Raw genomic sequence first — 12,983 nt, 5'->3', positions numbered from 1 at the left:
GTTATGTAAACCTGATAATTAAGACGTAGTTTTAAAATGAAGTTTACAAAATTAATCAACTAAACAATGAACCAATCAGACTTTTTAAAAGTTGTACTACCATTTAAAGACAAAGTCTTTCGTTTAGCAAAAAGACTTTTAGTTTCTACAGAAGAAGCTGAAGATGCTACGCAAGAATTGTTATTTAAATTATGGAGAAGTAAAGAGAAGTTATCTGACTATAGAAATGTAGAAGCGTTTGCTATGACCATGACAAAAAATTATTGTTATGATCGATTAAAATCAAAGCAAGCAAGTAATTTAACTTTAGTTCATAGTAATTATAAAGAAAAAGAAACGTCTTTAGATAAGAAAGTAGAACATAATGATACTGTAAATAAAGTACATGAATTAATTGAAAAATTACCAGAACAGCAAAAAATAATTATTCAATTAAGAGATATAGAACAATACGATTTTGATGAGATATGTAAAATGGTGGACATGAAACCAACCGCTGTTAGAGTAGCTTTATCGAGAGCAAGAAAAACAATAAGACAAGAATTAATAAAACAACATAACTATGGAGTTAGCTAACATAGAAAAATTAGTAGATAAATATCTAGACGCTGAAACTACGCTACAAGAAGAACAAATACTACAACAGTATTTTACTTCGAACAATGTGGCACCGCATTTGCAAGAGTACAGTATGATGTTTAACTATTTTAAACAAAGTAAGGATGAAACTTATACTAAAACCATTCAGTTAAAACCTGAGAAAACTAAGAAGAACTGGAAATGGTTATCAGTAGCAGCGTCAGTAGCCTTATTATTTAGTGTGTTTATAGGTAATGAACAATACAAAGAGTATCAGCAACGAAAACAATTTGCACAAATTAAAGAAGCATTGCAAATGGTTTCAATCAATTTAAACAAAGGAAACGAAGCATTATATGCAGTTTCAAACAACATTTCAAAAGGTAGCAACGCTGTACAACAATTAAACACATTACCAAATACATTTAGTAAAGCAAACGAAATTTTAAACGTAAACAAGTAAAACCAAAGTAAGATGAAAAAAGTAGTATTTATATTCGCATTAATGTTATCGACAATAGCAGCAAATGCACAAGGAATGTTTGATAAATTAGAAGATTTAGATGATGTATCTGCAGTAGTAGTAACTAAAGACGCCTTCGATTTATTAAGAAAATTCCCAGACGCACAGTCTAAAGACATGAAAGTGTTTAACACCGCAAAAGGCTTAAAAGAGTTAAAGGTTTTTTCAACAGAAAATATGTCTATTGCTTCTGATATGGAAAGAATGGTGAACTCAGCAATTAAGAGTGGTAAAATGACACAGTTAGTTCGTGTTAAAGACAAAGGAAATAGAGTGAAAATTTATATTAAAGCCTCTAAAAATAAAGATATCGTAAATGAAGTTTTAATGTTTGTAAAAAGCAATAAATCTATCAAGAATGATGATAAGCCATCATCAACAGTAATATCCTTATTAGGAGAGATTAATATGAACGAGTTAGCAGAAATCGCTAATGACTACGAAAAGAAAAAATAATTATTAAAGAGCATAAGTATAACCGAAGCAATTTGGTTATACTTTTTCTATGAATCAAACTATGATAAAAAAAGCATACATACTAACCGTTTTAATGGCAGTTGTTCTTTTTACATCTTGTAAAAAAGAACAAAGCTTACAAGGGTATTTAATAGAAACGCAAGAAAAAAAACAATTCTTCCGTTTAGATTTATCAGCAAGCTTATTAAGTTCTTATATACAAGACAATGTTTCTGTAGAAGAGAAAGAAGCATTTAATTCTATCAAGAAAATTAATATCGCTTTTTTACCTCAAAATAAAGCTTCAGAAACTGAAATGAAATCAGAAGCTAAAAAAATAAAGGAGGTAATGAAAAATACCGATTATAAGCCATTGATGAGAGTTAATGATAAGCGAGGTAAAGGAACAATTTATTACTCGGGTGAAGCAGATGCAATTAAAGAAGTAATTGCTGTGGTTTATATGAAAGAATTTGGAGTTGGAGTAGCAAGAGTTTTAGGTGATAAAATGAATCCTGGTAAAATGATGGAGATGTTACAGAAGGTGAAGACAGAAGAAACTGGAGAAGGATTAGTAAAAATTAAAGACTTTTTTAGAAAAGAAATGCAAACAGATACACTAATGATAGCTCCTAAGAGTTAAAAAGTGCAAACTTAGTATAATGTTAGGCCATCGCATATGCGATGGCTTTTCTTTTTAACGCCTCATTAACAAGCCTCCCGATAGATTTTCCTATTTTTGAAACCTAAAGAAAAGATTTTATGAAGTTTCAGAAAACCCTTACACTATTAGTTTGTCTTTTTGCACTAGCTCTTTTTTCTCAAAGTTATAAAGCAGAGAAAGATAAAATCCACGATATAATTCACACAAAACTTAAAGTTGATTTTAATTTTAAAGAAAAACAATTGAATGGTGAAGAGTGGATTACTCTTAGTCCTCATTTTTATGAAACTGATAAATTAACTTTAGATGCAAAAGCAATGATTATTCATAAAGTAACGATGAATAATCAGCCTTTAGATTATAATTATGACGATTTTCAATTAATTATTGATTTACCACGTAAGTATAAACGAACAGAAGATTTTACGGTTTATATTAAATATACAGCACGTCCAGAAAAAGTAAAACAAAAAGGAAGTGCTGCAATAACATCAGCTAAAGGATTGTATTTTATCAATCCAACAGGTTTAGATAAAAACAAACCAACACAGGTTTGGACACAAGGAGAAACAGAAGCAAGTAGTTGTTGGTTTCCAACAATAGATTCACCAAATCAGAAAACATCACAAGAAATTTATATTACTGTTCCAAATAAGTTTGTAACACTTTCTAATGGAAAATTAGAGAAGCAAACAGCAAATGCAAACGGAACAAGAACTGATTATTGGAATTTTACACAAAAACATGCTCCGTATTTGTTTTTTATGGGAGTAGGAGAGTATGAGATTGTAAAAGATACCTATAAGAATATTCCGGTTGATTATTATGTTGAGAAAAAGTATGCACCTTTTGCAAAACAGATTTTTGGTAATACACCAGAAATGCTTCAATTTTTCTCAAAAATAACAGGAATCGAATATCCATGGAATAAATATGCCCAAATTGTTGGTCGTGATTATATAAGTGGCGCGATGGAAAATACGACTGCGGTTATTCATGGTGAACAAGCATACCAAATGCCTGGTGAATTAATTGATGATAATGTACAAGAAAATACAATTGCGCATGAAATTTTCCATCATTGGTTTGGAGATTTAGTTACTGCAGAAAGCTGGAGTAACCTAACAGTAAACGAAAGTTTTGCTAACTACAGTGAGTATTTATGGAGAGAATATAAATACGGAAAAGATAATGCAGATGCTCATTTATTAGAAGATATAGAAGGTTACAAAAGTGGACAAAATTATGACAAGCACTTAGTACGTTTTAATTATGATGATAAAGAAGATATGTTCGATGCTGTTAGTTACAACAAAGGGGGAGCAATCTTACACATGTTGCGTAATTATTTAGGTGATGAAGCTTTTTATGCAGGCTTAAATAAATACTTAACCGACCATAAATATAGTACTGGAGAAGCACATCAATTGCGTTTGGCTTTTGAGGAAATAAGCGGAAAAGATTTAAACTGGTTTTTTAATCAATGGTATTTTAATAGCGGGCATCCTAAATTAGAGATTTCTTACGATTATAATAAGTTAAGAAAAACAGTAACGGTTAATGTTATTCAAAATCAAGCAAATGAATTTAAATTCCCTTTTGCTATTGATATTTTTGAAGATGGAAAACGTACACGTCATAATGTTTTTGTAGAAGGAAAAGATGCGTCATTTACCTTTCCATTTATAAAACAACCAAATTTAATTCAAGTAAATGCTGATGGTGTTTTACTATGTGATATTAAAGAGAATAAAGTTTTAAGCGATTATATTCATCAGTTAAAATATGCAGATAATTACGCGCATAGAAAAGAAGCTTTGTTAGAAGTTGCACAAAGACAAGATGATAAAAAAGCGTTTAATGCAATTGCAAATGCAATGAGTGATGATTTTTATAAAATCAGAATTTTAGCTTTAGAGAACATCAACTTAATAAATAAATATTCTAAGAAAAATGTAATTGCTAAGATTAAACAAATAGCAATGAATGATCTTAAAACATTAGTACAAGCTTCTGCTATTGAAACTTTAGGAAAATTAACTGATCCAGAGTTAAAACCAGTTTTCGAAAAAGGACTACAAAGTAAATCATATTCGGTTTTAGGTAAGTCGTTAGTGGGAATGTATTATGTAGATAAAGCATTAGCGATTCAAAAATCTAAAACATTACCAGTTGAGGTTAAAAAGATTATTGCTACACCTTTAACTCGTATTTATTTAGAAGAAAAAAATGATGATGAGCTAACATTTATTGCAGGTAACGTTATGTCGGGAATGTTTTTAAGTCAGAATAAAAAAATACAATCTTTGTACAAAAAAGCTTTCGATAAGATTGCAAAGAGTAATAATTCAGAAGCTATTCAAAATTTAGCAGATGATATTGTTTCTAAAGGAATTCAATACAAGCAATATAATTTCGATCAGGTAGGTGTAAATTTATTACGCCAAATTGTTTTAAAACAAAAAGAATTTAAGCCTATAAATAGAGCAAGAAATGTAGAAATTGTTAAGACTGCAATGGCTAAACTGCTTGAGTAAATTAAAAGTATAAAAGTTGATTTTTTAAGTGATAGAATTCTTAGTTTTGGCATAATACTTGTCTTTTCTATCGAAACCAAAATAACATGAGAAAAACTACTTTACTACTATTATTAACTGCTATTATAATTTCTTCATGTAGTAGCGTAAAATCTACCGAAAAAGCGATTAATTCAGGTAACTATGATAAGGCAATTTCTTTATCAGTAAAAAACTTAGCTAAAAATAAGTTTAAAGAAAAGAATCAGCCTTATGTGGTAATGCTTAGAGATGCATTTAAAAAAGCAACGGATAGAGATTTAGCCAAGGTTTCATTTTTAGAAAAAGAAAATCATCCTGATAATTTAGAAGCTATTTATACATTATATCAGCGTTTAAATAACCGACAAGAAAAGATAAAACCTTTATTACCTTTAAAAATTTTACGTTCTGGTAGAAATGCCGATTTTGATATTGTAAATTACGATGACAGAATTATAGAAGCTAAAGAAAATTATTCAGCAGCTTTATATGAAAATGCAGTTAGCTTGTTAAAAGAAGGAACTCGTAATAAAATGAATTATAGAAGAGCTTTCGATGAGTTTCAATATTTAAATAAAATCAATTCTAATTATAAAGACACAAGAGTTTTAATAGAAGAAGCACACCAAAAAGGAATCGATTTTGTTTTTGTATCTGTAAATAACGACACACATCAAGTTATTCCAAGAAGGTTAGAAGACGATTTATTAGCGATTGATACGTATGGTTTAAATGATTTATGGACACAGTATCATTCAAGAAGAGATAATCGAATTAGTTATGATTTTGATTTGGAGTTAAACTTTAGAAGAATTGATGTTTCGCCAGAACAGATTCATGAAAAAGAAATCATTAAAGAGAAACAAATTAAAGACGGTTATAAATACTTATTAGATGATAATGGCGGATTTGTAAAAGATAGTTTAGGTAACAAGATTAAGGTTGATAAGTTTAAGAAGATAAGATGTCAGTTCTATCGATTTACGCAGTTTAAAAGTAGTAAGGTCATTGGAGTCGTAAAATATATTAATAATGCAAATAATCAGTTGTTAGAACGTTTTCCAATAGAGAGTGAATTTGTTTTTGAACATGTTTACGCAAATTACGATGGCGATAGAAGAGCTCTAGAGGATTCGTTTTTTAATTTAACACAATTACGACGAGAACGTTTTCCATCGAACGAACAAATGATCTATGATACCGGACGAGATTTAAAAGAAAAACTCAAACGTATTATTACACGAAATAAGTTTAGAAATTAAAATTTAAATATTAAGTAAGAAAACTCCTGTAAATAGCAGGAGTTTTTTACTTTTATCATAATGGATTTATTCTCACAATTTTCTGAATCACCTGTAAATTTATTACCTAAAGATGGTACTGTAAATTATTATGGAATTGTTTTATCTAAGCAAAAAGCAAATAATTATTATGAGCATCTTTTAAATAATATCGAATGGAAAAATGATGAAGCAATTATTTTTGGAAAACTAATAATCACCAAACGTAAAGTAGCTTGGTATGCTGAAAAACCTTTTGAATACTCGTATTCTAACAGAACAAAAACAGCACTAGTTTTTACCAAAGAATTATTAGAGTTAAAAGCATTGGTAGAAAAAGAAACCAACGAAACTTATAACTCCTGTTTATTAAACTTATATCACGATGGTTCAGAAGGAATGGCGTGGCATTCGGATGGAGAAAAAGATTTAAAAGAAAATGGAGCAATAGCTTCATTAAGTTTCGGAGCAGAACGTAAATTCGGATTTAAGCATAAACAAACAAAAGAAACAGTTTATAAAGTTTTAGAACATGGTTCTTTACTGGTAATGAAAGATGAAACACAAACTCATTGGTTACATCGTTTACCGCCTACAAAAATGAAACACCAACCAAGAATTAATTTAACATTTAGAACTATTGAGGGATAGTTATTCTTTAATTATTTGACATAATTATGTGGCCAAGGTAAATGATTTAACAAAAGTATTTTATACCATAATTAGTCCAATTCCAATACCAATTATAATTAACAATAAAATATATATTACCAAGACAGCAAATGACATAAAAAATGTTTCTATTTTATCTTTTTTTGTCATAAATACTTGATAAACCAACCATAATATTGATAGATATACGAAAGGATTAATAGGTAAATCTATTCTTAGAATAAGGAAAGTAACTATTCCTATAATAGTAGCTTGTGCAATAATAAATGAGTTAATAGCTAGATGTTCTATAAAATTATATTTCCGAAAAATTAATTGAGTAGATATAGATAATGGTATAATAGATAATATCCAAAAGTATTTAAGGTATACATGTATATATTTACCCATAGCGTAAGCTATTTTTCCAATGTATAATTCAGGAAGATTATGAATTTCAGTGTTCTCTTTAGGTATATGTAATAAATCTTCTACAATTAAATAAATTGAAACAGAAAGAATTAAAAAAGAAATAGGGTTAAGTATTTCTTTTCTTTTCCCGAGAATATAATCGGTTGATATTTTTTTAGGATTTAAGAAAAGTGTCTTTAAATTATAAAGAAATCCTTTATCCATATTTGTAATAGAAGAAATAGCATCTTCAAAAATTGTTTTTAAGGTAATTTTTTTAATTTCAGATTTTTCTCCACAATTAGGGCAAAATTTTGTATTAAATTCAGTTTTACAAGAAATACAAGTCATTTAATTCAGTTTTAGTATTTCTAGTTTAGTCCAATGTTTCATTCTAGAATGTATTATTTTTTAATTACACACAACTTGTTTGAAAATGTAAATCCGTTTTTAATGATTAATGTTCAATTGTTAGCGAAAGATATTAGAAAATAGGCTAAGAATCAAATCAAAGAAAGTTAATTCATAATTAAGTAATAACTTAGGATGGGTAATTTTAATAATGTCTTTTTAAAAACTTCTAATATCCACAATATCTCCATTATTAAGCTTATTTTGAGTATCTATGGTATATATAGACTCAGCAACAAATTCAGGTGTGTATAATTCGTTATTCTTCTTTAAATCGATAAAACGTTGTAAGTTTTTAAAGTCTTTTTCATCTGTATTACGAATATTAGTTTGCATATTGGTGTCTACAACTCCAGGATAAATAGCATTGCATTTTATACCATTTTTAAGTTCATTTTGTTCAGCGGATATGGTTCTAGTCATCATGTCTATCGCTGCTTTAGAAGTGCAATATACAGACCAACCTTCGTAAGGATTCTTTGCGGCGCCAGAAGATATATTGATAATCTGTTTTTTACATGTTAAATGTTGTGTTTCTTTAATAAATAAGCTAGATAAAATTAGTGGAGTGGTGGTGTTTAGTTGAATGCTTTTGGTGATGTCTTCAGAAGAAATGTTTTCAATATTAGCAATAGTGCCTAATCTACCAGCATTATTAATCAATGTTATGGATGAAATATCGTTTTTTTTAACTTCATCTAGTAACATTTTAAATGTATTGTGAGTAGCTTTTGTATCTGATAAATCAACTGAAATTTGAGTGACGTTTTGTAAGTCTACAATACTTCTAGATAAAGAATATACTTTGTAGTTTTCTTGAGCATACTTTTCAGCTAATGCTTTGCCAATTCCTTTACTTCCTCCTGTAATTATTATAATATTCATAGAGTAAAGGTACTAAAAAGTGTTTTTGAAGCTAGTATCTACTTATAGAGTTTTTTTGATTCATTCCAAAAAACATCCATTTCTGTTAAAGACATATCAGAAAGATCTTTTCCTGCTTTTTTAGCAGCTTCTTCTAAGTATTGAAAACGATTGATAAATTTTTTATTCGTTTTTTCTAAAGCATTTTCAGGGTTTACGTTGATAAAACGTGCGTAGTTAATCATAGAGAAAAGTACATCACCAAACTCTTTTTCGATGTTTTCTTGATTTCCTTTCTCTATTTCTTCATTTAGTTCATCAAGTTCTTCTTGAACCTTTTCCCAAACTTGATGTGGCTCTTCCCAATCGAAGCCTACACCAGCCACCTTATCTTGAATACGATTGGCTTTTACAACCGCAGGCAAACTTTTAGGAACTCCTTCTAAAACAGAATTTTTACCTTCTTTTAGTTTTAATTTTTCCCAATTTTGTTTTACTTCTTCTTCGTTTTCAACTACAACATCTCCGTAAATATGTGGGTGACGATCAATTAATTTATCTGAAATAGAATTGGCAACATCGGCTATATCGAAAGCTTGTTTTTCGCTTCCTATTTTAGCATAAAAGACGATGTGCAAAAGCACATCGCCTAGTTCTTTTTTTATTTCTTCTAAATCATTGTCTAGAATAGCATCAGCTAATTCGTAAGTCTCTTCAATTGTTAAATGACGTAAGCTTTCTAAAGTTTGTTTTTTATCCCACGGACACTTCTCACGAAGTTCGTCCATAATATCTAACAAACGATTAAAAGCGTCTAATTGTTCCTTACGAGTATTCATATAACGAATTGTAATGTTTAAAACTATTGTTAAAGTTAGAAAACAAACTTTTTAAAACTTAAAGAAGTCAGTTTTAACTATAACAGGAACTGTTTTATTCTTCTTCTTCAGTAGTTGCTACTTGAGCTAATGTACTAAAATCAAAATTAGCTTTTACTAAAGTATTAAACCACTGTACTACTTTTTTAATGTTAGAAGTATATACTCTTTCGTTATCATAATCTGGTAAAACTTCAGCAAAAAAGCTTTCTAATTTTTTACCACTTTCTTTATGAGAAATAGCTTCTTTTCCTTCAGTTTTATCTGCCATAGCTTTAAAAACTTCAGCTAAAGGAACTTCTGTTTCGTACGTATAAATAGCAATGTTTTCTAATAAACTAACATTGTGTGTAGCTGTAATAGGAAAACGTTTACCATCTACGATAGATTTTACGATTACTCCTGTTTTTGTTTGAGATAAAATTTCAAATAAACCTGGTCTACCAGTTACGGCAATAATTTTGTTAAATTCCATATTATAATATTTTAATGTCTTAAAGACTTATTTTCTTTTGGCGTTAGGAAAACGCATTCTGTATCCTGCGTTTACTTTTCCTTTAGAAATATTTTCTAATTTCTTTTTAATTAATCTTTTCTTTAAAGAAGATAATTTATCGGTAAATAAAACCCCTTCGATATGATCGTATTCATGTTGAAAAACACGAGCTGCTAATCCACTTAAAGTTTGCGTATGCTTTTCGAAGTTTTCATCTTGATATTCAATCGTAATAGTTTCTTGACGAAATACATCTTCGCGAACATCAGGAATACTTAAACATCCTTCGTTAAAAGCCCATTCATCACCAGTTTCTTCAACAATTTTAGCGTTGATAAATACATGATTAAAGTTTTCTAAAGCTTTTCTATCTTCTTCCGATAAATCTTCATCATCAGCAAAAGGAGAGGCATCAATTAAAAATAAACGAATTGCTTTTCCAATTTGTGGAGCAGCCAAACCTACACCTTGTGCATTGTACATCGTTTCTTTCATATCAGCAATTAACTTTTCTAACTGCGGATAGTCTTTATCGATTTCTGTTCCTACTTTACGTAACACGGGATCTCCGTAAGCAACAATTGGTAAAATCATGTATTTTTAATTTTTTAAGAGTGCAAAAATACAAAGAATGGTTTTGCTAGAAAATTATTTGTTGTATAAATACGATTGTAAGATGATGGTAGCACTGATTTCATCAACCAAAGCTTTATTTTGGCGTTGCTTCTTATTTAAACCGCTATCAATCATTGTTTGAAAAGCCATTTTAGAAGTAAATCGTTCATCTTCTCTTTTTATAGGAATATTAGGAATTGATTTTTCTAATTTTTTTAAAAAAAGTAGTATTAATTCTTCGCTCTCACTATCAGTATTATCCATTTGTTTTGGTTTACCAATAATGAAAAGCTCTACGTTTTCTTTTTTAGCATAGTCTTTTAAAAAAGGAATTAACTCTTTAGTATTTACAGTAGTTAATCCTGATGCTATTATTTGTAATTCATCAGTAACCGCAATACCAGTTCTTTTTTTTCCAAAATCGATGGCTAAAATTCTTCCCACATGCTTTGTTTTTGGCAAAAATACGGATTTTAAACATGGTACAAGCATCTGTTTAAAAAATGTATCTTCGCGTTATATTGAAATAGAGATTTTATATTTGTAGAAAATTATTGAAATGACTGAATTACAATCAATTATAGAAAAAGCGTGGGATAATCGCGATTTATTAAAAGAAGAAACTACAATTAATGCTATTAGAAAAGTTGTTGATTTATTAGATGCAGGTGAGTTACGTGTAGCAGAACCAACAGCTGATGGATGGCAAGTAAACGAGTGGGTTAAGAAAGGAGTAGTTTTATATTTTCCTATTCAAAAAATGGAAACTCTAAAAGCTGGTATTTTCGAATATCACGATAAAATTCCATTAAAAAGAGATTACGAAGCTAAAGGAATTCGTGTGGTTCCTAACGCTGTAGCACGTCATGGAGCTTATATTTCTGCAGGTACTATTTTAATGCCAAGTTATGTGAATATTGGTGCTTATGTAGATAAAGGTACAATGGTTGATACTTGGGCTACAGTTGGTTCTTGTGCTCAAATAGGTAAGAATGTGCATTTGTCAGGAGGTGTTGGTATTGGTGGAGTTTTAGAGCCTTTACAAGCTGCTCCTGTGATTATAGAAGATGGAGCTTTTATTGGTTCTCGTTGTATTGTTGTGGAAGGGGTAAGAGTAGAGAAGGAAGCTGTATTAGGAGCTAATGTAGTATTAACAATGAGTACAAAAATTATTGATGTTACTGGAGACGAACCAGTAGAGATGAAAGGAAGAGTTCCTGCAAGATCAGTAGTTATTCCTGGAAGTTATACGAAGAAATTTGCTGCAGGTGAATACCAAGTTCCTTGTGCATTGATTATAGGTAAGCGTAAAGAAAGTACTAATAAGAAAACTTCGTTAAATGATGCTCTTAGAGAGTATGATGTAGCGGTATAGATTATTTTTAAACAATTCACTGAGATTATTACTTGGAGTAGTAGTTGAGATAAGATTTATATAAATAAGATTAGCCTAACATTTAAAAGGGAAACTATAATTCAAAAAATGAAATCTGTTTTTTTTATAAGAACGTCGCTTGAAATGTTAGGAGCAATTGAAGCACGAAAACAATTTAAAATAGCTGATACTTTACTAATTATTAAGTCTAATAAAAGAGAAGATGGCACTATAAATTTTTTGATTGAAAAATCAGGAGATTGGAATAATATTATAAGAACCAAAAAAAAGACTTCTTATGGTGTTTCTTGGCTAAAGTTGGTAAAGAAATTAAAAAAAGAAAAATATCAATATTTATTTACTCGTGCTTTTCCAATAGCGTCTTATTTTGTAAATAATCTTAATTATAAGAAACTATATATTTTAGACGATGGTGCTGCAACTATTGCTATCGCTAAGGAATATAAAGCTACAGGGAATTTAACTAAACGATTTTCATTATTTAAAGGAAAAAATAAAGTTGGATTTAAATATGATTTAATTCAAAAAATTTATGCTTCAAATAAAATAAAAATTGATGAGGATGTAACCGACGTTAATTTCTTCACGTTTTATAATTTACCCAATTATGAAAATCATGAATACATTCAAAATGATTTTACTTGGTTGCATTCGTTAAAAAAAGACTCTAAAAAAGAGGAAAGTAATAAGGTTTATCTTATTGGAACAGCTGTTGTAGATAGTAAAATTTTACTTTTTGAAGATTATTTTACGACTTTAAAAAGAATTTCAGAATTTTATAAAGATAAAGAGATCTTATATATTCCTCATAAAAGAGAAGATAATAAGGAATTGAAAATTTTAGAAAAAGAACTTAGTTTTAAAATCCGAAGAAATAAATTTAATATAGAGTTAGATTTCTTGTTAAATAATGAATACCCAACTCACATTACGGGTACTATTAGTACTGCCTTAATTACTTTAAAAGGTATATATAAAGAATCTATAATAGACTTTTTTAATTTTGATGATACTAAAATTATTGAAAATAAAAAGAAAGTGATAATAGATGTTTATAAATATCAAGAAAAATATATTAACTATAACAAGTTAGATTATTAGAAGTGATAAGATATTTTGAACAAAATTATTTTATCAACCAACATAAGCATAAAACCATCTTTCATTACTTTTAAAAATGAAAGATGGTTTTATAAATTAT

The 12,983-nt window shown here is 28.9% G+C and carries 15 protein-coding genes; 9 read left to right on the top strand and 6 right to left on the bottom strand.

Annotation, left to right across the window (positions count from 1 at the left end; all coding sequences use genetic code 11):
* Window positions 1–66 precede the first annotated feature (66 nt).
* The 7 genes from H3Z83_RS01370 to H3Z83_RS01340 all read left to right on the top strand — a co-directional run bounded on the left by H3Z83_RS01370 (window position 67) and on the right by H3Z83_RS01340 (window position 6,711).
* Window positions 67–576, top strand: coding sequence for an RNA polymerase sigma factor (locus H3Z83_RS01370; protein WP_182123688.1), 510 nt, complete (start codon window positions 67–69; stop codon window positions 574–576).
* Complete coding sequence (locus H3Z83_RS01365) at window positions 563–1,042, top strand: hypothetical protein (protein ID WP_182123687.1); 480 nt, start codon at window positions 563–565, stop codon at window positions 1,040–1,042. The genes H3Z83_RS01370 and H3Z83_RS01365 overlap by 14 nt, the downstream gene beginning before the upstream one ends.
* A 12-nt stretch (window positions 1,043–1,054) precedes the next feature.
* Complete coding sequence (locus H3Z83_RS01360) at window positions 1,055–1,558, top strand: DUF4252 domain-containing protein (protein ID WP_182123686.1); 504 nt, start codon at window positions 1,055–1,057, stop codon at window positions 1,556–1,558.
* 61 nt (window positions 1,559–1,619) lie between these two features.
* Window positions 1,620–2,201 (top strand): DUF4252 domain-containing protein, encoded by a 582-nt coding sequence (locus H3Z83_RS01355; RefSeq protein ID WP_182123685.1) that lies wholly within the window; start codon window positions 1,620–1,622, stop codon window positions 2,199–2,201.
* Window positions 2,202–2,320: 119 nt separating this feature from the next.
* Window positions 2,321–4,759 carry a M1 family metallopeptidase gene (locus H3Z83_RS01350; RefSeq protein ID WP_182123684.1) on the top strand — a complete coding sequence of 813 codons (2,439 nt, stop codon included), beginning with the start codon at window positions 2,321–2,323 and terminating at the stop codon, window positions 4,757–4,759.
* 86 nt (window positions 4,760–4,845) lie between these two features.
* Window positions 4,846–6,042: a hypothetical protein gene (locus tag H3Z83_RS01345; RefSeq protein ID WP_182123683.1), complete on the top strand. Its 1,197-nt coding sequence runs from the start codon at window positions 4,846–4,848 to the stop codon at window positions 6,040–6,042.
* Between the two features lie 60 nt (window positions 6,043–6,102).
* Entirely contained in the window at window positions 6,103–6,711 is a 609-nt protein-coding gene (locus H3Z83_RS01340) for an alpha-ketoglutarate-dependent dioxygenase AlkB family protein (protein WP_182123682.1), read from the top strand.
* Between the two features lie 60 nt (window positions 6,712–6,771).
* Here the strand turns inward: H3Z83_RS01340 and H3Z83_RS01335 are convergent, their stop codons facing one another.
* From H3Z83_RS01335 to ruvX, 6 genes are all read right to left on the bottom strand, one after another.
* Window positions 6,772–7,473 (bottom strand): DUF3667 domain-containing protein, encoded by a 702-nt coding sequence (locus H3Z83_RS01335; protein ID WP_182123681.1) that lies wholly within the window; start codon window positions 7,471–7,473, stop codon window positions 6,772–6,774.
* A 219-nt stretch (window positions 7,474–7,692) separates the two neighbouring features.
* Window positions 7,693–8,418, bottom strand: a complete 726-nt coding sequence (locus H3Z83_RS01330) for a (S)-benzoin forming benzil reductase (protein WP_182123680.1) — start codon at window positions 8,416–8,418, stop codon at window positions 7,693–7,695.
* A 38-nt stretch (window positions 8,419–8,456) separates the two neighbouring features.
* Complete coding sequence (gene mazG, locus H3Z83_RS01325) at window positions 8,457–9,236, bottom strand: nucleoside triphosphate pyrophosphohydrolase (RefSeq protein WP_182123679.1); 780 nt, start codon at window positions 9,234–9,236, stop codon at window positions 8,457–8,459.
* Window positions 9,237–9,330: 94 nt separating this feature from the next.
* Window positions 9,331–9,750: a DUF5606 family protein gene (locus tag H3Z83_RS01320; protein ID WP_182123678.1), complete on the bottom strand. Its 420-nt coding sequence runs from the start codon at window positions 9,748–9,750 to the stop codon at window positions 9,331–9,333.
* A gap of 27 nt (window positions 9,751–9,777) precedes the next feature.
* A complete protein-coding gene (def, locus tag H3Z83_RS01315; RefSeq protein WP_182123677.1) occupies window positions 9,778–10,365 on the bottom strand; it encodes a peptide deformylase in 588 nt (195 codons plus the stop codon).
* Window positions 10,366–10,419: 54 nt separating this feature from the next.
* Window positions 10,420–10,830, bottom strand: a complete 411-nt coding sequence (ruvX, locus tag H3Z83_RS01310; RefSeq protein WP_182123676.1) for a Holliday junction resolvase RuvX — start codon at window positions 10,828–10,830, stop codon at window positions 10,420–10,422.
* Window positions 10,831–10,945: 115 nt separating this feature from the next.
* Between ruvX and H3Z83_RS01305 the strand changes: the two genes are divergently transcribed.
* Both H3Z83_RS01305 and H3Z83_RS01300 read left to right on the top strand, forming a co-directional pair.
* A complete protein-coding gene (locus tag H3Z83_RS01305) occupies window positions 10,946–11,761 on the top strand; it encodes a 2,3,4,5-tetrahydropyridine-2,6-dicarboxylate N-succinyltransferase (RefSeq protein WP_182123675.1) in 816 nt (271 codons plus the stop codon).
* Between the two features lie 108 nt (window positions 11,762–11,869).
* Window positions 11,870–12,883: a hypothetical protein gene (locus H3Z83_RS01300; protein ID WP_182123674.1), complete on the top strand. Its 1,014-nt coding sequence runs from the start codon at window positions 11,870–11,872 to the stop codon at window positions 12,881–12,883.
* Window positions 12,884–12,983 lie beyond the last annotated feature (100 nt).

It is taken from the genome of Tenacibaculum pelagium, from assembly GCF_014062345.1.
Classification (GTDB): domain Bacteria; phylum Bacteroidota; class Bacteroidia; order Flavobacteriales; family Flavobacteriaceae; genus Polaribacter; species Polaribacter pelagius.
The sequence above is the reverse complement of the archived record's forward strand: the minus strand, read 5'-3'. Positions and strand labels throughout refer to the sequence as shown.